Annotated in this window: 21 protein-coding genes; 17 read left to right on the forward strand and 4 right to left on the reverse strand. The window is 62.1% G+C overall.

Annotation, left to right across the window (positions count from 1 at the left end; all coding sequences use genetic code 11):
- Positions 1-39 precede the first annotated feature (39 nt).
- From M3I56_RS10905 to M3I56_RS10940, 8 genes are all read left to right on the forward strand, one after another.
- Positions 40-3,228: an efflux RND transporter permease subunit gene (locus M3I56_RS10905; RefSeq protein WP_254353822.1), complete on the forward strand. Its 3,189-nt coding sequence runs from the start codon at positions 40-42 to the stop codon at positions 3,226-3,228.
- Positions 3,218-4,396: an efflux RND transporter periplasmic adaptor subunit gene (locus tag M3I56_RS10910; RefSeq protein WP_254353824.1), complete on the forward strand. Its 1,179-nt coding sequence runs from the start codon at positions 3,218-3,220 to the stop codon at positions 4,394-4,396. The genes M3I56_RS10905 and M3I56_RS10910 overlap by 11 nt, the downstream gene beginning before the upstream one ends.
- Positions 4,389-5,813, forward strand: a complete 1,425-nt coding sequence (locus M3I56_RS10915; protein WP_254353825.1) for an efflux transporter outer membrane subunit — start codon at positions 4,389-4,391, stop codon at positions 5,811-5,813. The genes M3I56_RS10910 and M3I56_RS10915 overlap by 8 nt, the downstream gene beginning before the upstream one ends.
- Positions 5,814-5,840: 27 nt before the next feature.
- Positions 5,841-7,634 (forward strand): 1-deoxy-D-xylulose-5-phosphate synthase, encoded by a 1,794-nt coding sequence (dxs, locus tag M3I56_RS10920; protein WP_254353827.1) that lies wholly within the window; start codon positions 5,841-5,843, stop codon positions 7,632-7,634.
- Positions 7,635-7,757: 123 nt separating this feature from the next.
- Positions 7,758-7,958 (forward strand): copper chaperone, encoded by a 201-nt coding sequence (locus tag M3I56_RS10925; RefSeq protein WP_254333541.1) that lies wholly within the window; start codon positions 7,758-7,760, stop codon positions 7,956-7,958.
- 295 nt (positions 7,959-8,253) lie between these two features.
- Positions 8,254-10,119 carry a biosynthetic-type acetolactate synthase large subunit gene (gene ilvB / locus M3I56_RS10930; RefSeq protein ID WP_254353828.1) on the forward strand — a complete coding sequence of 622 codons (1,866 nt, stop codon included), beginning with the start codon at positions 8,254-8,256 and terminating at the stop codon, positions 10,117-10,119.
- 186 nt (positions 10,120-10,305) lie between these two features.
- The gene (locus tag M3I56_RS10935) at positions 10,306-10,947 is read left to right on the forward strand and encodes a DsbA family protein (protein ID WP_254353829.1); all 642 of its coding nucleotides are present in this window, start codon (positions 10,306-10,308) and stop codon (positions 10,945-10,947) included.
- A 101-nt stretch (positions 10,948-11,048) separates the two neighbouring features.
- On the forward strand, positions 11,049-11,411 hold the full coding sequence (locus tag M3I56_RS10940) for a nuclear transport factor 2 family protein (protein WP_254353831.1): 363 nt from the start codon (positions 11,049-11,051) through the stop codon (positions 11,409-11,411).
- Between the two features lie 66 nt (positions 11,412-11,477).
- Here M3I56_RS10940 and M3I56_RS10945 read toward each other — a convergent pair whose 3' ends face one another.
- Positions 11,478-12,185 (reverse strand): SDR family NAD(P)-dependent oxidoreductase, encoded by a 708-nt coding sequence (locus M3I56_RS10945; RefSeq protein ID WP_254353833.1) that lies wholly within the window; start codon positions 12,183-12,185, stop codon positions 11,478-11,480.
- Positions 12,186-12,359: 174 nt separating this feature from the next.
- Positions 12,360-13,322 carry a GlxA family transcriptional regulator gene (locus M3I56_RS10950; RefSeq protein WP_302056774.1) on the reverse strand — a complete coding sequence of 321 codons (963 nt, stop codon included), beginning with the start codon at positions 13,320-13,322 and terminating at the stop codon, positions 12,360-12,362.
- A gap of 329 nt (positions 13,323-13,651) precedes the next feature.
- Between M3I56_RS10950 and M3I56_RS10955 the strand changes: the two genes are divergently transcribed.
- The 3 genes from M3I56_RS10955 (at position 13,652) to M3I56_RS10965 (ending at position 16,031) form a co-directional block, all read left to right on the forward strand.
- A complete protein-coding gene (locus M3I56_RS10955; RefSeq protein ID WP_254353962.1) occupies positions 13,652-14,311 on the forward strand; it encodes a response regulator transcription factor in 660 nt (219 codons plus the stop codon).
- 150 nt (positions 14,312-14,461) lie between these two features.
- Positions 14,462-14,857, forward strand: coding sequence for a response regulator (locus M3I56_RS10960; RefSeq protein WP_254353836.1), 396 nt, complete (start codon positions 14,462-14,464; stop codon positions 14,855-14,857).
- A 199-nt stretch (positions 14,858-15,056) separates the two neighbouring features.
- Positions 15,057-16,031, forward strand: coding sequence for a LysR family transcriptional regulator (locus M3I56_RS10965; protein ID WP_254353838.1), 975 nt, complete (start codon positions 15,057-15,059; stop codon positions 16,029-16,031).
- 515 nt (positions 16,032-16,546) lie between these two features.
- On the opposite strand, the gene M3I56_RS10975 is transcribed toward M3I56_RS10965, so the two are convergent.
- Positions 16,547-17,962, reverse strand: coding sequence for a PLP-dependent aminotransferase family protein (locus M3I56_RS10975; RefSeq protein ID WP_254353964.1), 1,416 nt, complete (start codon positions 17,960-17,962; stop codon positions 16,547-16,549).
- Between the two features lie 451 nt (positions 17,963-18,413).
- Between M3I56_RS10975 and M3I56_RS10980 the strand changes: the two genes are divergently transcribed.
- The 6 genes from M3I56_RS10980 (at position 18,414) to M3I56_RS11005 (ending at position 22,753) form a co-directional block, all read left to right on the forward strand.
- A complete protein-coding gene (locus M3I56_RS10980) occupies positions 18,414-18,617 on the forward strand; it encodes a DUF2970 domain-containing protein (RefSeq protein ID WP_028202250.1) in 204 nt (67 codons plus the stop codon).
- 189 nt (positions 18,618-18,806) lie between these two features.
- Positions 18,807-18,971, forward strand: coding sequence for a hypothetical protein (locus M3I56_RS10985; RefSeq protein ID WP_254353841.1), 165 nt, complete (start codon positions 18,807-18,809; stop codon positions 18,969-18,971).
- A 166-nt stretch (positions 18,972-19,137) separates the two neighbouring features.
- Positions 19,138-19,467 (forward strand): DUF485 domain-containing protein, encoded by a 330-nt coding sequence (locus M3I56_RS10990; protein WP_254353842.1) that lies wholly within the window; start codon positions 19,138-19,140, stop codon positions 19,465-19,467.
- Positions 19,464-21,134 (forward strand): cation/acetate symporter ActP, encoded by a 1,671-nt coding sequence (gene actP, locus M3I56_RS10995; RefSeq protein WP_254353844.1) that lies wholly within the window; start codon positions 19,464-19,466, stop codon positions 21,132-21,134. Before M3I56_RS10990 ends, actP begins: the two co-directional genes overlap by 4 nt.
- Positions 21,135-21,157: 23 nt before the next feature.
- Positions 21,158-21,712: a cytochrome b gene (locus M3I56_RS11000; protein ID WP_254353846.1), complete on the forward strand. Its 555-nt coding sequence runs from the start codon at positions 21,158-21,160 to the stop codon at positions 21,710-21,712.
- A gap of 3 nt (positions 21,713-21,715) precedes the next feature.
- Positions 21,716-22,753: a nitronate monooxygenase family protein gene (locus M3I56_RS11005; RefSeq protein ID WP_254353847.1), complete on the forward strand. Its 1,038-nt coding sequence runs from the start codon at positions 21,716-21,718 to the stop codon at positions 22,751-22,753.
- Positions 22,754-22,777: 24 nt separating this feature from the next.
- On the opposite strand, the gene M3I56_RS11010 is transcribed toward M3I56_RS11005, so the two are convergent.
- Entirely contained in the window at positions 22,778-23,728 is a 951-nt protein-coding gene (locus tag M3I56_RS11010) for a LysR family transcriptional regulator (protein ID WP_254353849.1), read from the reverse strand.
- Positions 23,729-23,757 lie beyond the last annotated feature (29 nt).

Raw genomic sequence — 23,757 nt, forward strand, 5'->3', positions numbered from 1 at the left:
GCGCTCAGGTCGATGCCAGCTTCGAATACTGGAATTATTATGATTGGCATCGTGCGCGTGGCGCTGAAACGGCCTTATACATTCGTCGTTCTGGCCGTGTTTATCCTGATCGTTGGCGTTCTGTCGGCGTTTCGTACCCCTACGGATATTTTTCCTCCGATCAATATCCCGGTGATTAGCGTGGTGTGGCAGTACACGGGGCTTTCGCCCGACCAGATGGAAGGTCGCGTGATGGCTCCGTACGAGCGGGTGTTGACGACCACCGTGAACGGCGTTCAACACATCGAGGGCACCTCGCTTACCGGCTACGGTATCGTCAAAATCTTCTTTCAGCCGGGCACCAATATCGGTACGGCGAATGCGCAGGTGACGGCCATTTCGCAGGAGATTTTGAAGCAGTTGCCGCCTGCGGCAACGCCGCCGTTCATCATCAATTACAACGCTTCGACCGTTCCGATTATTCAGCTTGCGCTTTCGGGCAAGGGCCTCTCGGAACAGAATCTGGCGGACCTCGGCAAGAACCAGTTGCGGCCCATTCTCGCTACGGTGAACGGCGCTGCGATTCCGTTTCCGTTCGGTGGCAAGGACCGGCAGGTTCAGATCAACATCAAGCCGTCTGAACTCGAAGCGCGCTCCTTGTCGGCTGAGGATGTGCTCAATGCGCTCACTGCGCAGAATCTCGTGACGCCGGTCGGCACCGAAAAGATCGGTAACTACGAGTACACGCTGCAGTTGAACGATGCGCCGGCGACGATCGCGGCCATTGCGAACCTGCCGATCAAGTCGGCCAATGGCACCGTCGTGCATATGCACGACGTCGCCGACGTGACCGACGGCAGCCCGCCGCAGCCCAATATCGTTCACGTGGAAGGCAAGCGTTCGGTGCTGCTCACCGTGTTCAAGAACGGTTCGGCATCGACATTGTCGATTATCGGCGGCATTCGTCAGAAGGTTGCCGATGCAAAGGGCTCCTTGCCCGACGCGCTTCAAATCGATGCGATTGGCGACCAGTCGATCTTCGTTCGGTCTGCGATCAAGGGCGTGGCGCGCGAGGGCTTGATTGCCGCCTTGCTAACGAGCGTGATGATCCTGCTGTTCCTGGGTAGCTGGCGCTCGACGGTCATCATTGCGACCTCGATTCCGCTCGCGATTCTGGGGTCGATTTCCGTGCTCTCGGTGCTCGGCGAAACGCTCAATATCATGACGCTCGGCGGGCTCGCGTTGGCGGTGGGCATTCTCGTGGACGACGCGACAGTGACCATCGAGAACATCAACTGGCACCTGGAGCAAGGCAAGGAGGTCGAAAGCGCGATTCTCGACGGCGCGGCACAAATCGTGACCCCGGCGTTCGTCTCGCTGCTTTGCATCTGCATCGTATTCGTGCCGATGTTCTTCCTGAATGGCGTGGCGAGGTTCCTGTTCGTGCCGATGGCCGAGTCGGTGATCTTCGCCATGATTTCATCGTTCATTCTGTCGCGCACTCTCGTGCCGACGATGGCGAAATACCTGCTGAAGACCCAGACGCATGAACAGGGACATCGCGAGTCTTCCAGCGTGTGGGCGCGCTTTCACCGCGGATTCGAGCAGCGCTTCGAGCGCGTGCGCGCGAACTACGCCGCGATGCTCGAACGGGTGCTGGAACGTCGCCGCACGTTCGTGGTTGGCTTCTTTGCATTCGTTGTGGTGTCGTTCGCGTTGATGCCGCTGCTCGGGCGCAACTTCTTCCCGGACGTCGACGCCGGCCAGATCCTGCTGCATGTGCGTGCGCCCGTGGGTACGCGTGTGGAGAGAACCTCAGAGATTTTCGCCGAAGTGCAAGCCCAGGTTCGCGCCACGATTCCGCCGTCCGAACTCGGCACCGTGGTGGACAACATTGGACTCTCCACCAGCTCCATCAATACGGCCTACAACAACACGGGCACGATCGGCCCGCAGGACGGCGACATTCAGATCTCGCTGAAGGAAGGCCATGGGCCGACGGCCGCCTACGTGCGCAAGTTGCGCGAAACGCTGCCGCGCGCGTTTCCAGGCGTGACGTTCTCGTTCCCGCCGGCGGACATCGTGAGCCAGATCCTGAACTTCGGCTCGCCCGCACCGATCGACTTGCAGATTCGCGGCAACAATCTGCCGGCCGACTTTGCCTACGCCAACTCGCTGCTGCGTCAGATCCGCCACGTGCCCGGCGTTGTCGATGCGCGCATCGAGCAATCGCAGGCCAATCCGCAATTCAATATCGACGTCGATCGCGACCGCGCGTCGCTTCAGGGCCTGACCGAACGCGACGTGACCAATAGTCTCGTGGTGCACATGGCGGGTTCGAGCCAGATCGACCCGACCTACTGGCTCAATGCGGCCAACGGCGTGGAGTATTCGATCGTGCTCCAGACGCCGCAGTACAGCGTCGATTCGCTCTCGTCGCTCGTGAATCTGCCGATGAGCGGCGGGGCCGAGGCCAACGATGGCCAGATTCTCGGCGGGGTGGCGAGCATTCACCGCACGGCGAGCAACGAAGTGGTGAGCAACTACAACGTGCAGCCGATGGTCGAGGTGTTCGCCACGACCCAGGGCCGCGATCTCGGCGCCGTCGCCGCCGACATTCGCCACATCGTTTCGGCCAACGCCAAGGACGCGCCCAAGGGGGCGAAGGTCGTGCTTCTCGGCCAGGCGCAGACGATGAACAACGCGTTCGGCGGTCTGTCGTTCGGGATTCTGGGCGCCGTAGTGCTGATTTACCTGCTCATCGTCGTCAATTTCCAGTCGTGGTCCGATCCGCTCGTGATCGTGGCGGCCTTGCCTGGCGCGTTGGCCGGCATCGTCTGGACGTTGTTTGCGACGGACACCACGCTTTCGGTGCCCGCACTGACCGGCGCAATCATGTGCATGGGCGTGGCGACGGCCAATTCCATTCTGGTGGTGAGTTTCTGCCGCGAACGTCTGGCCGAGCACGGCGACGCGTTCAAGGCGGCGTTGGAAGCCGGTGCGACCCGGTTTCGGCCGGTCCTCATGACGGCGCTCTCGATGATCATCGGCATGGCGCCGATGGCATTGAGTCTTGGCGAGGGCGGAGAGCAAAACGCGCCGTTGGGCCGAGCGGTGATTGGCGGGCTGCTGTTCGCCACTGCCGCGACGCTTTTTCTCGTGCCCGCTATTTTTTGCATGATCCACTCGCGTCGGGGTCGCACTTCGACGGCCGCGCAGCTTACCGGAGATTCGATCCATGTCCTCTGAACCCACAACGCGCGGCGCACTCGCGCAACGTCAGCTCTCTTTTACCGGCATTGTCGGCGGTGCGCTCGCCGTCCTCATCGTGGTTGGCGGCGTCTCGCTTCGCATGAAGCATGAGCATCAACTCAAAGACTGGACCGAGGCGCAAGCCGTGCCGTCCGTGAATGTCGTCGTGCCCGCCCCGGAGGCGCCGGGTGGCTCGCTGGACTTGCCTGGCAGACTGGAGGCCTTCGAAAGCGCGCCCATCTACGCACGCGTGAGCGGATACCTGAAATCGTGGAGCGTCGACATCGGCACACCGGTGAAGGCCGGCCAGACGCTCGCCGAGATCGAGACGCCCGAACTCGATCAGCAGTTGATTCAGGCGAAAGCCGACCTCACGAGCGCGCAAGCCGATGCCGCGCTTGCGAAAACGACCGCCGCACGCTGGCAAAGTCTTTTGGACTCCGATTCAGTGTCGCGCCAGGAGGTGGATGACCGCACGCAGGACTACGTGGCGAAGCAGGCTCGCGTAGCGGCGGCGCAGGCCAATCTGGACCGGCTGGTCGCGACCAAGAGCTTCGCGCGGATCGTCGCCCCGTTCGACGGCGTGATCACCGCGCGCAACACGGACGTTGGCGCGTTGATCAATGCGGGTGGCGGGACGGGGCCGCAACTTTTCTCCGTATCGAGCGTGGACAAGCTGCGCGTGTACGTGCGCGTGCCGCAGGAATACGTGCCGGCGGTCAAGCCGGGGGGAACCGGCACTTTCACCGTGCCGGAGTATCCCGGCAAGACGTTCACCGCCACGGTCGTGGGCCTGGCCGACTCGGTGAACGCCGCATCGGGCACGTCGCTCGTCCAGTTGATGGTCGATAACCCCGGTCATGTGCTGTTGCCGGGTGACTTCGTCAATCTGCACTTTGCGCTGCCGGCACGCGCCGACGCGTTGCGGGTGCCGGCCAGTGCGCTGATATTCGACAACCGCGGGCTGCGGCTCGCCACCGTCGATCGCAGCGATACCGTTCGGTTCAAACCCGTTTCGATCGTGCAGGACCTCGGCAACGCGGTCGATATCGGCTCGGGGCTGGCGCAAAGCGACCGCGTGATCGATGCGCCGCCCGATGGACTCGTCGAAGGCGACCATGTTCAGGTGATCGCGCCTACGGCCAAAGGTGGCAAGCATGACTAAGTATCTAAAACTGGCCGCGCTGGTGAGTGCCGTGGCGCTCGCTGCGTGCTCGCTCGCGCCGCATTACGAGGTGCCCGAAACGCCCGTCGCGGCGCAGTACCAGACCCAGGGGCCGTGGACCGTGGCGAGCCCCGCTGACCAGCTAGACCGCGCGGGATGGTGGAAGCTGTACAAGGAGCCCGAACTCGACGACCTCGAGCAACGGCTGATCGCGAATAACCCCGACCTGAGCGCGGCGCTGTTTCACTATGAGCAGTCGCAGGCGTACATCAGGCAGGTCAAGTCGCAGATGTACCCGCAGGTTTCTGCTGCCGGCAATGTCCAGCGCGAGCGCGAGTCGGACACGCGGCCGTTGCGCAGCCCGACTGGGCCGACCGATTACAACTCGGCCACGCTGGGCGTCGAAGTCGACTACGAAGTGGACCTTTGGGGACGCGTGCGCGACTCCGTTGCCGCAAGCAAGGACGAAGGGCAGGCGTCGAAAGCGGATCTCGCGTCGACGCAGCTGAGCCTCGAAATCGAGCTGGCCCGAAGCTATATCGACCTGCGCGGTCTCGATCAGCAGATTCAGCTGATCGAGGGGACCCAGGACGCGTACCAGAAGGCGCTCGACTTGACCCGCAACCGCCATGGCGCGGGCATCGTGTCGGGTCTCGACGTGGCGCGCGCCAGCAACCAGTTGTCGTCGGTCCAGTCCGAACTCACCCAGGTCAGGGCCAGGCGCGCATTGCTGGAACACGCGGTGGCGGTGCTGGTCGGCGCGTCGCCTTCGGAATTCCAGCTCGCGCCGAGTACCGAATCCATCACGCTGCCCGTCATTCCGGTCGGGGTGCCGTCGACCTTGCTGCAAAGGCGGCCTGATGTCGCCGCAGCCGAGCGGCGCATCGCGGCGGCCAATTCAAAAATTGGCGTGGCACGCGCGGCGTATTTCCCGACGCTCACGCTCAGCGCACAAGGCGGCGTGCAAAGCTCGGTGCTCGGGAATCTGCTCAGCCTGTCCAGTTCGTACTGGGCGATCGGACCGTCGCTGGCGGTGTATCTGCTGGACGGCGGCAAGCGCCACGCGCAGCTGGATTCCGCGAAGGAGGCCACGGCCGAGGCGGGCGCACGCTATCGCAGCGTGGTGCTGGGTTCGTTCAGGCAGGTGGAGGACAACCTCACGTTGCTCGACGATCTGGGCACCGCGACGAATCAGCAGCAGGACGCTGCCAGTGCCGCCCAAACCGCGCTCAACCTGGCGCTCGCGCGCTATCAGCGCGGCGCGGTGAGCTATCTGGACGTGGTCGAGGCGCAATCCGCCCAGCTTGAGGCGCAACGCAGCGTAATCGCGCTACGCACGCGGCAACTCGATGCGAATGTCGACCTCATTCACGCGCTCGGCGGCGGCTGGACCACGGACGACCTGAAGGCCGGTTGAATTTCATACATCAAGGACAGCAACGTCATGAACCTGCTTGACATGATCGATTTCCCGAACAATCTGCGCGATCTGGAGGAGCGTGAGCTTCAGCGCCTCGTGGACGAGGTTCGGGAATTCGTGATCGAAAGTGTGTCGAGTACCGGCGGCCACCTGGCATCGAACCTCGGTGTGGTGGAGTTGTCCGTTGCGCTTCACTATGTATTCGACACGCCGCGCGATCGCCTGGTGTGGGACGTGGGACATCAATGCTATCCGCACAAGATATTGACCGGCAGAAAAGCGGGCATGGCAAGCGTGCGGAAAGTGGGTGGGATGGCCGGTTTCCCGGCGCGTGACGAGTCTCCCTACGACGCGTTCGGTGTCGGGCACGCCGGCACGTCCATTTCGGCGGCAGTCGGCATGGCCTTGGGCCTGCGCGGTCGAGACGCCCGCGTCGTTGCGGTGATCGGCGATGGCTCATTGTCCGCGGGCATGGCCTATGAAGCGCTGAATCACGCGGGGTCCTGCGAAGCGCTGCCGCTGACGATTGTTCTGAATGACAACCGCATGTCGATTTCACCGGCAGTGGGCGGACTGAATGATCATCTCGAGTCGCTGGTTACGCGTTGGCGCGACGAAGCGAAGGTCCCTCTAGCCAACCTGTTCGAAACACTGGGTCTGGATTACGTCGGTCCCGTCGATGGCCACGATATGGCGAAACTACTCGCCGCGCTGCGGGACGCGAAGACACGCAACCGGCCGCACGTCATCCACGTGGTGACGAAGAAAGGAAAGGGTTATCGACCGGCGGAACGCGAGCCCGTTGCTTATCACGGGCCCAGTCCGTTCAAACCTGAGACAGGGCTCGTGCGTCCGAGAGGCGGCAAGCTGACCTATAGCCAGGTATTTGGCCAATGGCTGTGTGACTCGGCGACGACGGATGAACGAATCTTCGGCATCACGCCCGCGATGAGCGAAGGGTCCTGTTTGACCGAATTCGAGCGTCGTTATCCGGATCGCTACATCGACGTGGGTATCGCGGAACAGCACGCTGTCACGCTGGCGGCCGGCCTCGCCGTTGAGGGTATGAGGCCCGTTGTCGCCATCTACTCGACGTTTCTTCAGCGCGGGTATGACCAACTGATTCACGATGTTGCCCTGCAGAATCTGCCGGTTTTGTTCGCGTTGGATCGCGCGGGGATTGCCGGGGGCGATGGTGCTACGCATCTGGGTGCGTTCGACATCGCGGCGCTGCGCTGCGTCCCGAATATGGTGGTGATGACCCCGTCCGATGAAAAGGAATGTTATCGCATGCTGAACACGGGTCTTGCGTGGCCTGGACCGTGCGCCGTGCGATACCCGCGGGCGACAACCGGATCTGAGGTCATTGAGCAGACAAAAGAGACGCTGCCGCTCGGAAGAGGCGTGATTTGCCGGGTGTCTGGCGAGCAGGGCGGCGCGCGGGTGGCGTTTCTGGCGTTTGGGCCCTTGCTCTCGGTCGCGATGGAAGTCGCAAAGGAGATCGATGCGACCGTGGTCGATATGCGCTTCGTGAAGCCGCTCGATGAAGATTTGTTGCTGACGGTTGCAAACGAGCACGAGGTGATCGTGACACTCGAAGAAGGCACCGTGATTGGCGGAGCGGGTGCCGCATGCGCCGAACGGATCGCGGCGGAAGGGTGGGCTGTACGAATGCTACGGCTCGGACTTCCCGACGAGTTCGTCCAGCACGGCGACCGTTCTGAACTGCTCCGATTGAATGGCCTGGGTGTCGCAGGCGTGCGGGCAGCGGTCATGGCATTCACCGAAGAGGTGGACGTACTCGACAAAGTTGGATGATCGCCTCGTGCCGCTGGTTTTGGTTACGCGATGTAAAGAGTGAATTGAGGCTGGCCTGGTTGGCGGCATTGGGCGTTGATCTTATAGTTATCCAGACTGGTTATCCAGACAGAGAGGTGAAAAATGAAGTTCGCGATGAAAACTGAAATCCGTACGGACGATCTTCCGACGATCGTGCATGCGATGAAGTCCGTGGACGCCGACGCGAAGGTCGATGTCGATGTTGGCGCGCAAACCGTGAGCGTCGACTCGTGGTTGATGCCCGAAGAGTTTCTGGTTGCGTTCTACGACGAGGAGCTGGACGTGGGCATTGCCGAATGGTAGGAGTAGGCAACGGTCAGCCGTCGTGGCCCGGATGCGACTCATCCTGGCCCACAGACCACCTAATTGCCGACGCACACCGCTTCAATCGTTGTCAGAATCTTCAGAGCCCTTTCTCACGGTATTTCCAGGCGCACGTCAAAAGAGTGCCGGGTGGACTGTGCTTCGTGCGGAGAACCCGCTGAAGCCGTCGTCCACGAACTGGTAGGGGACATACGCTGTTCTTGAGTCGGAAGGGAAATGATCTGTTATGTTTGGCCGCTGATCGCATCAGCGCCCGTTTCCGTGCGAGTCAGGTATGACCCAGAACCCAAAAATAGCTTCAGAAGCCCCCCATAAAGCGCCGCTTCCCGGCGAACCGATGTCAGGCGCCGACATCATCTTGCGCGTACTGAGCGAACAGGGTGTCGATACCGTGTTCGGCTATAGCGGCGGCGCGATCTTGCCGACCTACGACGCGGTGTTTCGTTTCAACGAACTGCATGCCGACGAGCCCGAGCGTCAGATTAACCTCGTCGTACCCGCCAACGAACAGACCGCCGGTTTCATGGCCGCGGGGTACGCGCGCGCGCGCGGAAAGGTTGGTGTGTTCATGGTGACGTCGGGTCCCGGCGCGACCAATGCGGTGACGCCGATTGCCGACTGCAATGGCGATTCGGTCCCGGTGGTCCTCATCTGCGGGCAGGTGCCGCGTGCTGCGATCGGCAGCGACGCGTTCCAGGAAGCGCCGGTGTTCAACATCATGTCGGCGTGCGCCAAGCAGGTGTTTCTGGTGACCGACCCGGACAAGCTCGAACAAACGCTGCGCACTGCGTTCGAAGTCGCGCGCACCGGTCGTCCCGGCCCGGTTGTCGTGGATGTGCCCAAAGACATCCAGAACTGGACCGGCACCTGGCAGGGGCACGGCACGTTGGCGTTTCGCGGCTATTCCGACCGGCTTCGCAAGGTGGCGAAGGGAGCACGTCTCGAAGAGAGCAAGCGCCATGAATTCTTCGATCTGCTGGCGCAAAGCAAGCGCCCGCTGCTCTATGCAGGCGGGGGCATCATTACGGCCGGCGCCACGGCGGAGTTGCGCCAGTTCGCCGAGCGCTACCGGATTCCCGTCGTGAACACGTTGATGGGGCTCGGCTCGATATCCGTGAAGCACGAGCTGGGGCTCGGCATGCTGGGCATGCACGGCGCGGCTTGCGCGAACTACGCGGTGGAAGATTGCGACTTCCTGATTGCCGTGGGCGCGCGATTCGACGATCGCGTCGCCGGCGGCCGCCCTCACGCCTTTGCGCCGCGAGCGCGCTATGTCGCGCACATCGATATCGACGAAGCGGAGATCAACAAGGTGAAGCGCGCGCACTGGACTCATGTGGGCGACGCGAAGGACACGTTGCTTTCGCTGATGAAACACGAAGCGCAGGTCCAGGCGCCTTTGGCGTGGCTCGACCACATCGCGGAGCTCAAACAGCGCTACGGCATGAACTACGACCGCCAGAGCCCGCTCATTCAGCCGCAATTCGTCGTGGAGAAGTTGAGCGAGATTACCGGCGGGCGGGCTATCGTCACTACGGGCGTGGGCCAGCACCAGATGTGGGCCGCGCAGTTCTTCGACTTCGTCGAGCCGCGAAGCTTTCTCACCTCGGGCAGCATGGGGACGATGGGCTTTGGCTTGCCCGCTGCGATCGGCGCCCAGTTGGGACGCCCGGATGCCCTCGTGATCGACATCGACGGCGACGGCAGCATGCGCATGAATATCGGCGATCTGGAAACCGCGACCACGTATGGCGTGCCGGTCAAAGTGCTGCTGTTCAACAATGTCGGTGACGGGATGATCCGGCAGTGGCAGCGTCTCTTTTACGACGGGCGCCTGTGTGTGAGCGACAAGTCGCTTCATCGAAAGGACTTTGTCATGGCCGCGCGTGCCGACGGGTTCGAGTTCGCGCAGCGCGTCGAGGCCCTGGGCGAAGTCGAGGAAAAACTCAGGGCTTTCGTGGCGTTTGACGGTCCGGCTTTCCTCGAAGTCATGATCGATCAGGATGCCGATGTGTTTCCGATGGTCGGGCCTGGCATGAGCTATTCGGACATGATCACCGGGCCGTTCATCCCGTCGAGGGATGCAGAGGAGTCCGGGGGCACGCGTGCAGGTCATCAAACGCCTTCGGACATGTTCTAGGCCAGTACGACCGCGCCAGTCTGCTCGTGAGGCGCATTTCGTCTTTCCGCCATGTAACAAAAGAAGTTCTGGCTACGGCGTTTATCGAGTCAGGCCGGAACCCTATAGTGACGCTGATGGCTGGGAGCGATGCGGGGCATGGGGTCCTGCGGGCCCTGCGTTGTCTCTTCATTTGAGCGAGCAAGAATGAAACTGATCTATGTTGGCGATCCGATGTGTTCGTGGTGCTATGGCTTTGGCAAGGAGCTTTCGGCGCTCGTCGCGCGCGTGCCGGATCTGAAACTGGAAATCGTGGTCGGCGGTATTCGCGCTGGCGCGACCGATGTTCTCGACGCAACCGGCAAGCGTTTCCGGCTGCAGCACTGGCAGCGCGTGGAAGCGCTGAGCGGCTTGCCGTTCAACCGCGAAGCGTTCATGGGGCGCGAGGGGTTCGTCTACGATACCGAGCCCGTGTGCCGTGCCGTCGTGGCGGCGCGCCGCTTCGCCAGTGGCGACGCCTTGCTCTCGGTGTTCCGCGCGCTCCAGAACGGGTTCTATGTGCAAGGGCTCGATACGACCGACGGTCGCGTGTTGAGTGAACTCGCCGCAACGGCGCTGGACGCCGTGGGCGTTCAGGTCAGTGCCGACGCGTTCTACCGGGCATGGGCGGCAGCAGAAACGAAAGAGGAGACGCAGCGCGATTTCGCCCGCGCACGAGCGCTTGGCGTCGCGTCGTTCCCGACCTTGCTGCTTGAAGAACAGGGCCGGACCTACGCCGTGCATTCGGGCTATGCGAGCGTCAACGCGCTCGAAGAAAGACTCAACGAGATCGAGGGGCCGCTTGCCTGATCGTGTTGGATCCAGGTTGTTCGAAGCGGGCTGCGCGAGCGATTGCGCAGCCCGCTTCGACTTCCCGGACCGAGGCTTGAATCCATAAGGAGAGTGATGCAATGAACGATAGCAACGAAATCGTCGAACTCGTCCAGCGCTATTTCGACGCCACCTGGCGCGGCGATGTGGAGCAGTTGAGAACGGTGTTCGATGCGCGCGCGCTCGTGGCGGGGGAGGTGAACGGCGAGCCCTACTACAAGACGATCGACGAGTATCTTGCGGGTGTCGCAAACAGGAAATCGCCGGCCGAATTAGGCGAGCCGGTCGAAACGGAACTGCTGATGCTCGATGTTCAGAAGAACATCGCGACGGCGAAATTGCACGTACGCATGCTGGGTTTCAACTACTACAATTATTTTTCGATCATGCGCCAGCGCGACACATGGCTCGTCATTACGAAGACGCTAACCAACGTGGCATAAGCGGCCGCCTCGCACCCACGCCCCGACGGCCCATCCAGGCCGGGGGCGCGGGCGATGCTCAAGCGCTTATTGGCCTGCGCTCTGGCCGCCGTCCACGTGCAGGATCTCGCCCGTCACGAACGGTGCCGAGTCGAGATAGAGAATGGCATTGACGATGTCGCTCATTTCGCCCATGCGACCGACCGGATGCATCGCGCCGAGCGTGGCGTGCGTTTCGGGCGCATGCATTGGCGACTTGATCACCCCAGGCGAAACCGCGTTGGCACGGATGCCCGCACGCGCATACTCGATTGCGAGCGACCGCGTCGCAGCGTTCAGGTCGCCCTTGGTGAGCGACGCAAGAACGGACGGGACTTTACTGTTCGCCTTGTCGGCAAGCGTGGTGGTGACGCTCACCACGTGGCCGCTGCCGTGCTTCTGCATCGCTTCGATCGCATATTGCGTGATGTGGAAGAAGCCGTTCAGGTTGACGTTCAGGATCGCGGCGTAGTCGTCGGCGGTGTACTGCGTGAAGGGCTTCGCAATGAAAATGCCCGCGTTGTTGACGAGCGTATCGACACGGCCGAAGTGCTCGATGGCGGCCTTCACCACGCGGCGAGCCGTGGCGGCGTCGCCGATGTCGCCGGCCACGGCGACATAGTTGGCCTCGGCGGCCGGCGTGATGGAACGGGCCGTGGCAACCACGCGATGGCCTTGCGCCCGGAACGCCTTGACGGTTTCCGCGCCGATGCCTTGCGATGCTCCGGTGACGATGACGACCTTGGAAGTGCTCATTGTGTGTCTCGCATTATGGGTAAGCTGGCCGGTTGGCCGTTCGAATCGACGGATCCGATGGGGATGCACTGTAGGCGCATCCGTTGCGAGTGCGAACACACACCATGGACAAAGAGTCTTGCGCCGCGAGAACAAATCGCGGCGGGATCGCGAGGCTGTGCACGCGGCGATCACTCAGGCGGCGGCCTCGGTAGTGTGGGACTGTTGGCGGTATTGCCGGGGAGTGAGCTTGAGGCGCCGTTGAAACACCATGCGCATGTGCGTAGCGTTATGAAAGCCACAGTCGAACGCAACGGTTTTCATCGGGATGTTGCGCTCCTGCAATAGCCGCTTTGCAGCACCGACGCGGACCTGATCCACGAATGCGGAAGGTGTCGTGTGGAGATACTTCGCAAAGATTCTCGATAGCGTGCGCCGGCTCACGTAGACCGCCTCGGCGAGTTGCTCTATCGAAAGCACATCGGAAAGATGGTCGTCGATATGGCGTTGTACTTTGCCGATAATCGAACTTTCATCGGTGAGCGGCGCATCGTAAGGATTTCGTTGGCAGGGCTCGCTCTGCAGATTGGCGCCAAGACGTCGTGCCACCTGTTCGGCGAGCTTCTGGCCCCAGTCTTGCGCGATGAGCGCGAGGCCAAGATCGAGTCCGGCGGCCGCGCCGGCAGACGAAATCAGGCGTCCATCGCGAATCAGGTTCTTGTCGGGACGGATGCGGGCACGCGGGAATTCGCTGGCCATCCGGCTCGCGTCGCTCCAGCGCGCGGCAATCTCCTTGCCATCGAGCAGACCGGCTCTCCCGAGCAGCCATGCGCCGTTGCAAACGCAGCCGTATCGCTTCGACTCGAATGCGCGGCGCCGCAGCCAGTCCAGCAAATCCTGTTTCGGCCGGGCATGCGTTGTGTGGGCGGCGCCTGTTACCAGCAGCACATCGATGTTTGCGCGAAAGTCGGCATAGGCCCATGGCACGCAAAGCTGCATCGCGTTCGAACAGGCAACCTCGCCTGCGTGCACGCCAATGAGGGGCAGCTGATACTGGCGCGTCTCGCCGAGCAACCGATTCGCTTCGGAGAACACGTCGAGCAGGCCCGCCATATCCATGGCCTGTACACCATCCAGCACCACAATAGCGACTTTCATTTTGCGCACCCAACCTGACCGATGATCCCGATAGCGCGATGACCCGCTGAAAGAAGGTTAAGCGTGCAGCGTCAGGCTGACCATTCTCCGAATGGCTGAAGCTGCATCTTGCTGGCATGTGGTCCCTCATACGCAGGGATGAGCCGTGTAGTTCCCAGGCGTGGTGCGCCAAAAGCCGCCGGGCTACCGGGCATGATTTATGGGGGCGCCTGCTTCAAAGGAAGACACGGCTTACCGTGCGCAAGCGGTGGCGATACGTCTTGCTATTGCTTACCATATGGCGAGCATCGGCACTTTTTCGCCATCACGAACTTTTCGAAGATCGAGCGATGAAACACGATAGCGTTGGGACGCGAAGTGAACAACTACCGGACTCGCTCGTGTACGTGATCGACGACGACGAGTCCATTCGAGGCGCGCTAACCAGTCTGCTCATGTCCGTGGGCATCGAGGTGCGTGCGTTCGAATCGGCTGACGAATTTCTCGCCGGGAAAATGCCGGACGTGCCGAGCTGTCTCATTCTCGACATCCGGTTGCGCGGCGAGAGCGGTCTCACGTTGCAGCAGGAAGCTTTTAAAGAGAGCATTCGATTTCCCATCGTGTTCCTGACGGGACATGGCGATATCGGCATGACAGTCAAGGCGATGAAAGCGGGCGCTTTCGATTTCATGACAAAGCCATTCAAGGATCAGGATCTGCTTGATACGATCGCCGCGGCGCTCAAACGCGATGGCGAATTGCGGCGCCAGGCGAGGCTCGTTGCGGGCATCCGTCAAGCGTACGATTCGCTCACCGCACGCGAGCGCGAAGTGATCGGGCTGGTGACGGAAGGTCTGCTAAACAAACAGATTGCCGACCTCCTGTGCCTGAGCGAAGTCACGGTCAAGATCCATCGGGCCCAAGCCATGCACAAGCTCAATGCGCGCTCCGTGGCCGAACTCATCAGGAAGTTGCAACAGGTGCAGCAAGCCCCCCAGAACGCGAGATAGGCATTGCCGTCTCGCTGCGTGTTCCCTTCGTCAGCGCGCGGATCTCGCCCCGCTAATACGGACTGTCGCAAGAATCATCCGAAGGTGTGATTGCTGGCCCCTCGGCGGGCCTGTATTTTGCAGAAAGATTCAACCTCTCTGCATCTTTCGATGGCCACCGGACCCCAGATAACACCCGCGCGCTCGTCTGCAACCATCGCCATGGTGGACGACGATGAATCCGTCCGGATGGCGCTGTCCAGTTCGCTGCGTTCGGCGAGCTGGAACGTCGTCGACTACGCGTCCGCCGGCCAGCTTCTGGGCGATACGCGCCGTTCGAAACTGAAACTCGTCGTTGCCGATATCCAGATGCCGGGCATGGACGGCTTTGCGCTGCTCGAGTCGATCAAGCGATGGAAGCGTCCGATCCCCGTCATTTTCATTACCGCGTACGCGAGCCGGGAAGTGCTGGAGCGCGCAAAACGTAACGGCGCGGCAGGCTTCTTCTCGAAGCCCGTGGATGACGCGGGACTTCTCGCACTGGTTAGTGAATTGCTGAAGACGTGACGTGGCCGCAGGTCCGGAATTCGGGCGCGGCCGGGTCTGACGCAAGCGGCGCTATGCCGGCCGCTCGTTCAGGCCATCCGAATGTATTAACCGCGCACGCGCCTGCATAAGGCATCACACCACATCGGACGATACCGTCGCACGGCTTGCGCGCCTACGCTTGACTCGTCGGCCAGGCAATAAACTTGTGAGGTGCGAGATGGATCAGCTTTACATGTTGCGCGCATTCGTCGCCGCTGCGCGGTATCAGAGTTTCAGCAAGGCCGCCGAATCGTTGAACGTGACCACCGGTTCCGTTTCGAAAGCGATCGCCAGGCTCGAAGAATGCGTCCAGACGAGAGTCTTGCTCAGGACCACGCGGTCGGTTTCCTTGACGGACGCCGCGCAATCGTACTACCTGATTTGCTGCCGTTTGCTCGAAGAGCTTGACGAGGCGAACCGGCGTATTGCGATGGAGCATGAGGTCAACGGCGGAAAGTTGCGGCTTGTCGTGCATCCTATGCTGGTGAGCGGAACGTTCTCGCGGTTGGTACGGCGCTATCGCGCGATCGCGCCTCATGTGAGTCTGGTAGTTTCCGTTCAGGATCACGCCACGAACCTGTTCGACGGCCGGTTCGATATCGCCATGCTTCCGCCTCAGCTCGTGGAGCAGTCCACGGTGATTCGCCGGACGCTATTGCGGTCGCCTCGCATTCTCGTGGCCTCTCCCGCGTATCTCGAGCAATACGGTGCACCGGAATCCGCTGCGAAGCTCGCCAGTCATTTTCTGCTGATCGATCCGGAAACGAGAAAGAAGAGTGCGGACTCCATCGATCTGCATGAGGGCGGCCGGAAAGTGAGCATAGCGCCCATGTCGTCGATGGAAGGCAACGAGGCGCTGCTGCGCGCGGCAGCGCTCGACGGCACCGGCATTGCCACGCTGCCGGAAGCCATGGTTCGCGAAGATATCGATATGGGGGATCTCGTGCACGTCCTGCCGGAGTGCACGGTATCGGATAGCAGCGTTGAACTGTGCCTCTTCTATGCTCACCGGGAACTGATCCCGGTGCGGCTCAGGATGTTCGTCGACTTCTGCACCGAGTTCTATCGGGCGCCCGCGAAGGCGGGTGCCGATGACGTGATACGCGTACCGCAACCGATCAAGCGAAGCGAAGCGCTCGCGATGATGGCATGACGGCTTCCCGCGAGAGGCAAGCGAGGGCGTTCAGCGCCGAAGAGGTAGCGAAGTCTTACGTATTGCACAACTGGATATTCGTTGGCAGTACTGCTTATGACGAACACGCCGGCTTCCCCGATACTCCCATGAAATGGAAGGATCATTCCCGCGGTTGCGGGATTCTCTTGACTAGTGAAAGTGATTAATCTGGCCAGGCTGTTTCCCCGGAGGCGTCGCCTCCCTCACCTTGCTAGAGAGATTGAAATGAAATTGCTTACTGCTGTCCTTTTTGCTTGCTCGCTGTCGGCCAGCTTCGCTGTCCACGCCGAATCCCTCGCTCCCGCGCATTCGGAAGCTCAACAAACGGCCCAGGCCGATACGTCCCGGGCGAATACGTATCAGGCGCCGCGGCGTCCGGCTACGACGCCGGCGCGGGACGCCAATACGTGTGTAGGCCCGGCAAGCTTCTGCAACCTGTTCTTTGGCAGTTAAGGCTGCCATGGGTTGGCGCCGCGCGCATCGATCGAACGCGATCAGGCACACACATCGGGATGAACGAGCAGTTCGCCCAGTGTGCGGATCGCCTCATCGATGCGCGCCGACCAGGGATGCCCGTAATTGAGCCGTATGCAGTTTTCGAATGCACGTGACGCGGAAAAGAGCGGGCCGGGCGCGACACTGATCCCGCGTTCGATCGCGAGACGATGGAGCGCCATGGCGTCGATGCGCTCGCGGAACGTGAGCCACAGAAAATAGCCGCCCTCGGGCCGCGTGTACTGCGTGCCTTCAGGCAGCCATCGGCGGATCGCCTCGATCATCGCATCGCGCTGCGTCTGCATGGCTAGCCGGATCTTCTTCAAATGACGCTCGTAGCCGCCATGCTCCAGGTAGTCGGCAATGCCGGCCTGGGCGGGAATGCTCGCCGAGATCGTCGTCATGAGCTTCAGGCGCTGCACGCGTTCTGCGAAGCGCCCAGCGCTCGCCCAGCCCACGCGATAACCCGGCGCCAGATTCTTCGAAAACGAGCCGCAGTGCATGACGAGGCCACGCCGGTCGAACGCGATGGCCGGCGGCGGATAGTTCGGCGCGTAGTGCAGCTCGCCGTACACATCGTCTTCGATGAGCGGGACCTCATGTTTCGCGAGCAGTTCGACTAGCGCTTCTTTCTTTGCCGCCGACAGCGTGACGCCCGTGGGGTTCTGGAAATTCGTCATGAACCAGCAGGCGCGGATGGGGTGCTTGTCCAGCGCTTGCGCCAGCGCGTCGAGGTCGAGCCCCGTGGCGGTATCGACGGGAATTTCGACCGCGCGCAGGCCGAGCCGCTCGATCGCCTGAAGCGCGGCATAAAAGCCCGGCGACTCCACAGCGACGATATCGCCGGGCTGCGTGACCGCCATCAGACAAAGGTTGAGCGCTTCCAGCGCGCCGTTGGTGATGATGATTTCCTCGGCCGGCTGCGAGATGCCGACCCGCATGTAGCGCAGCGCAATTTGCCGCCGCAGGTTCTCGTTGCCGGGCGGCAGATCGACCACCGTGCTCCACGGGCTCACGCTGCGCGCCGCCTGGCCGAGCGATTTCGCCAGGCGCGACAGCGGAAACAGCAGCGGGGAAGGGAAGGCGGAGCCGAGCGGCACGATGCCGGGGCGCTTGGCGGCATCGAGCACGGAGAACACCAGCTCGCTGATATCGACGGTGGCGGATTCGCCCGTCGTTGCGCGCGATTCCGTCTTGCTGGGCTTCGAGGGCGGCGCGACGTAGTAGCCCGAACGTTCTTCGGCGCGCACGAGGCCCCACTGTTCGAGCACGTAGTAAGCACGCGCCGCTGTGGACTGACTCACGCCGTGCTGCGCAATGATCTGCCGCAGCGACGGCATGCGTGAGCCCGGCTTCAGGTTGCCGGAGCGAATCTCGGCGGCCATGCTCTGCGCGAGGCGTTCATAGCGTGTCATGCGTCCGGGGTCTTCCAGAGAGGTCATGGATGGACTCGTGCTTCGATCGATTTTCTCATGGCGCACCGGACGGGAAATCCGGTCTGCTACGCTCAATTATGCGTCGACTGCTTCTATACGTGCTTGCGCCGGGGGCGGATCATTGCGGGCAGTGCGTATCGCAGTCCGGGTCTGTTCTCCCGGGATGCGCCGGGATTACTGCGCGAGTGCCTGGATCATCACCTAAACCCGCAGAGCTTGCGGCTCTTTTTGCCTGTAGCGTGGCAAGCCTTTCGCCCCGGTGCGCGAGTACCGGGGCGTTTCTTTTTCTGTTCGTTCGTTGCGCACAGGCAGCCAGCGCGTGCATTGGCTGCATCGCTCGAATCGTTCGTAACTGCTGCTTTTTTTGTGAGTGCGCAAGGTTGAAGATCACGGTATCCGATCGACCTGATCGACGTAACCGGAGTCAATGATGGAACTCGTTCGAATGATGCGCATGGTTCTGTGGAGCTTCTTCGGCGTGCGCAAGAGCGCGTCGCACGAAGCCGATCTCGCCAGCGTGAACTTCAAGTGGCTGCCGTTCGTGGCGGTTGTGCTGGCCGCGATGATTGGGGCTTGCATACTGGGTGTCGTGCTGCTGGTCGCGCATTCTACCGGAACCGCACAAGGCTTCTGAGCATCCGGTGCCGCCGAAAACATAAGGGGCGCAGGCGAATCATCGTGAGACGTGTGATTGTTCGGCGTTTCATAACGGTGATTTCGTCCGCGCCGCGTTGATCTTTGTGGTGCCGCGCGTAATCTCACTACCAGGAAGCGCTGCATTCACGCGACGCGATTTACCCAGTTTTCAGGCAAGGAGTGTGAGATGGATATCCTCAATCTCGCCCGGCAATCCGGCATGACAATTGTGCTCGACGCACGTATCGGCCAACAGGAATACCACTCCGTTCACAGCAGCGTGGCCGCGTTGGAACGGTTCGCCGCGCTGCTCGAGGCGCACAGGCAAGCCGAATCCGGCAAGCGTATCTGATTGAATCGTGACGGGAAGCGCCACGCTTCACTCAAACAGATTGCAGCCATCACGAAACATCATTTGAGGAGATTGTTGGTTCGACCTATTGTGAAGTTCACGAGAAGCGGCAGCCCCCGGTGGATCGACGGCGATATCACGGGAGAGGGCAAGCCGGATAGCTTCCATGAACGGAGACAATCGGATGAACCCCACGACCCTGCACGGGATTCGTAGCAATCCCGTGTTCGCCACGCTGGTCAAACGCCGGCGCAGATACATTGCCTGGCTGACGGCTATCACGCTGATTCCCTATTGCGGCTTCATTGTGCTAGTCGGATTCGCCCCCGCTTTGCTGGCCATCCGGCTTTCCGCAGACAGTATCGTCAATATCGGCTGGCCGATCGGCGTCGCGCTGATCGGCGGCAGCTGGTGCCTCACGGGCCTGTACGTTCGCCGCGCCAATGGCGAATTCGACGCGCTCACTGCCCAGATCCTGGCGGGAGCGAAACCATGAAGCGCGCCGGTCTTGCTCTCGTCTTCCCGCTGCTGCTGGGCGTCGCGACTCGCGCGGCGGCCGCGGAGGTCCTGCACGAGGTTGAACAGCGTCCCCTCAATCTCACGGCGATCGCGATGTTCCTGGTCTTCGCCGTGGCGACGCTGGGCATCACGTACTGGGCGGCGTCGCGCACTCGTTCCATGGACGACTTCTACACCGCCGGGGGAGGCATCACCGGATTCCAGAACGGCATGGCGCTGGCCGGCGACTATATGTCGGCGGCGGCGTTGCTGGGCGTGACCAGCATGATCTTTTTCCACGGCTACGACGGTGTGATCTACGCGATCAGCTTTTTCGTCGCCTGGCCGCTGCTGCTGTTCCTGTTCGCGGAGCGCATCCGCAATCTGGGCCGCGTCACGATCGCCGACATCGCGTCGTACCGGCTCGACCAGAACCGGATTCGCACGATGACCGCCTTCGGTTCGTTGACCGTTGTCTGCTTTTACCTGGTTGTCCAGATGGTCGGCGCGGGGCAATTGATCCAGTTGCTGTTCGGTCTTCCCTATAACGACGCGATTGTCGTGGTCGGCCTGCTGATGGTGGTCTATGTGACCTTCGGCGGCATGGTGGCCACCACATGGGTGCAGATCATCAAGGCCGCGCTGATGCTGTTCGGCGGCACGCTGCTGGCCGTTCTCGCACTGTACCGGTTCGGCTTTTCGCTGAACGCACTGTTCGAGCAGGCGGTCGCCGCGCACAGGAGCGGCATGCACATCCTGCTGCCGAGCAAGCTGGTGTCCGATCCCGTTGCGCTGATATCGCTCGCGATCGGACTGGTGTTTGGCACCGCGGGGTTGCCCCACATCCTCATGCGCTTTTTCACCGTGCCGGATGCGAAAGAAGCGCGCAAGTCGGTGTTCGTTGCCACGGGCTTCATCGGCTTCTTCTATCTGGTCATCATGGTGCTCGGCGTGGCGGCGATCGCGATTGTCGGCCGCAACCCGTCGTTCTATGTAGGTGGCCTGACCGGAGGCAAGCTGATCGGCGGCAGCAATATGCCGGTCATGCATCTCGCCCAGGCGCTCGGCGGCAATTTGCTGCTGGGTTTCCTGTCGGCCGTTGCGTTCGCGACCATCCTTGCCGTCGTGTCCGGGCTCACGATGGCGGGTACGTCAGCCATCTCGCACGACCTCTATGTGATGGTGCTCAAGAAGAACCGGGCCGATCCCGCGAGCGAGCGGCGGGTGTCCAGAATCGCGTCGGTTGGCATTGGCGCGGTCGCGGTGCTGCTGGGCATCGTGTTCAAGGATCAGAATATCGCCTTCCTCGTTGCACTGACGTTCGGCGTCGCCGCTTCGGTGAATTTTCCGGTTCTCGCGCTTTCGATGTACTGGAAGGGGCTGACGACGCGCGGCGCGCTTGCCGGCGGCATCGCGGGCCTCGTGAGCGCCGTCACGCTCGTTATTCTGTCGCCCGCCATCTGGGTCACGGTGCTGGGCCATGCGAAAGCGATCTTTCCCTACGATTATCCGGCCATCGTGTCGATGACCATCGCGTTCCTGTTCGCCTGGCTGGGTTCCGTCACGGACCGCAGCGAGCAGGCGCAGCGCGAGCGCGACAACTTCGGCGAGCAGGCCATCCGCGCGCAGACCGGGTTCGGCGCGTCCGGAGCGGTCAGCCACTAGAGAACGCCAACAAGGAGACAATCATGCAAATGCGTGACAACGGTCTGGGCTTTTCGCCCATCACGATCGCGCTGCACTGGATCGTCGCAGCGCTGCTGCTGTCGATCGTCGGATGCAGCATCGCGCTCATCCTTGGCGCGGATGACGCGCAACGACTGAGCCTCGTGCGTACGCAGAATCTGCTGGGCACCGTGCTGTTCGTCGTGTCGATCTATCGGCTCTGGGCACGGCTTTCTTCGTATCATCCGCTGCCGGTGGGCTCGCCGAACCCCGTCGAAGTGATCGTCAGCCGCTCCGTGGCGGTGGGCCTCGCGCTCGCCATGGTGCTGCTGCCGGTGGCCGTATGGCTTTCCAGGGCGGCAGCCGGTGTCGCCGTCGAGTTGCCGGGGGGATTGACGATCCCCACGCTCATCGAGCCCAGCGTGGCAGTGCAACGGGTCGTGGACATTCTCTTCGATATCGGGGCGACGGCTTTTCTGCTGGGCTTCGCGTTGCATCTGTTCGGAGCACTGAAGAATCATTTCGCGCTGGGAAATGACGCCCTCAAGCGGATGCTTGGCAAACACGTGGAGCTTTGAGCGATGAGCGAATTCAAATCGGCCTTTGGCGGCAACGCGGTCACGCAGCTGTGCGGCGTCCGGTATCCCGTCTTTCTCGGCGGCATGGCGGCGATTTCCGGCCCGAAGCTGGTTGCCGCGGTGGCGAATGCCGGCGGCATGGGGACGCTTGGCGGGCTGCGTTTGCCGCCGCTCGCGCTGCGCCGGTGGATACAGGAAACGCGGGAGCTGACGGACAAGCCCTTCGGCGTGAATCTCGTGCCGAAGTTCGGCGGCCCGACCGTGTTCGAAGCCCAGTTCCAGGTCGTGTTGCAGGAGCGGCCGCGCATGCTGTCGTTGTTCTACGCCGAAGACTATGCGGCGGACATGATCCCGCGCGCCAAGGATGCCGGCATGATCGTCATGGTCCAGGTGGGCTCGGTTGCGCTCGCCCGGCACGCGATCCGGAACGGCGCGGATATCGTCGTCGCGCAGGGTAGCGAAAGCGGCGGCCACCTCAACCGGGGGACGATCGGCGTCATGTCGCTGTTGCCCGCGATCTGCGAGGTCGCGCAGGGGCGTCCCGTGCTGGCGGCCGGGGGCATGACGACGCGCGACGACGTCCGGGCCGCGATGCTGCTCGGCGCCTCGGGGGTGCTCGTGGGCACCGCGTTCGTTGCGACCGACGAATCGAATGCGCATCCGCTCTACAAGCAAAAGATCGTCGAAGCCAGCGTGGACGACATCGAGTATCGCACCGGATATTCGTTCGGTTGGCCGTACGGCACGCCCCATTGCGTGATTCCCAATCGCGACAGGTGGAACCTGCTGCGTTTCGTTGGCGGCGGCGCACGCTTGATCGACAAACCGCGCATGGCGCAGAAGCTCTCGCTCTATGCGGGGCAGGGCGTCAGCAAGATCGGCAGCGTCGTGCCTGCGGCGGAGCGCATGGCAGAGCTGGTGGCGGGCCTGCCGGCGTCGGCGGATGCGGCGCATGCCCGGGCGATGCCCAATGGCCTGGTAGACGTCGCAAGCCGTGCGTTGGCGCAGGGGGAGCCGGCCGAGTGCCGCGCCGCATACTGACCCTGATGCGGTGTTCGGCGGCGCTCAGGCGGCCGCCGTCGAACGCCGCGTGCTCTTGCGATTCGTCGTACTCGTGCGCGTCGCTTTCGTGTTGTCAGTGGAAAGCGCGAGCTGGTCGCGCGCGAGCGCGACAAACTCGCTCAATGCCGGTGTCGCCAGTGTGCCGTTGCGGCGGATGAATACCGTCTTGACGTTGGCGAACTCGCGCGGAAGCGCGTGGAGGGCGATGGCCTGGCGCGCTGCGTAGTTTTGCGCAACGGCCTTTGGCAACAGCGTCACGCCCATGCCCGCGGCCACGCACGAGAGGATGCCGTCGAGCGTGCCCAGTTCGAGCACCTGGTTGGGCACGAGTCCGACCTGATAGAACCAGTGTTCGAGCGTGGAGCGATAGAAACAGCCCGTGCGGAAGACCAGCACCGTCTGCTGTGGCATGACATGGATGAGGTCGTCGAGCGAGGCGAACTCGCAGCTGCTCACGAGGACCAGTTCCTCCTGGAAGACCTCGTCTTGCGCGAGCACCGGATTCTGGTGAAGACCGCCGACGAATGCGCCATCGAGGCGATGACTCTCGACAGCCTTGATCAGCTCGGCGGTCGTGCCGGTGAGCAGTGACAAGTGGACCTGAGGATACTTCTCGCGGTATTTGGCCAATACCTGGGGCAGGCGTATTGCCGCGGTCGTCTCCATCGAGCCGAGCCGTAACGTGCCTGCCGGCGTTGCGGTGTCGAGCAGCGCGTTGCGGCTCTCTTCGGTGAGCTGGAGGATGCGCTGGGCGTAGCCCAGAAAGGTTTGCCCGGCCGAAGTGAGCACCACGCCGCTCTTTTGCCGGACAAACAGTGGCTGACCGAGTTCGGCTTCGAGTTCCTTGACGCGCATCGTGACGTTGGACTGCACGGTGTGCACTTTCTCGGCCGCCGCTGTGAAGCTGCCGTGCTCCGCCACCGCACAGAAAATCTTCAGTTGACGCATCTCCATGGCGAATTCCAGAAATCACAAATAATGAT

Source organism: Paraburkholderia sp. CNPSo 3281, from assembly GCF_024206515.1.
GTDB classification, from domain to species: Bacteria; Pseudomonadota; Gammaproteobacteria; order Burkholderiales; family Burkholderiaceae; genus Paraburkholderia; species Paraburkholderia nodosa.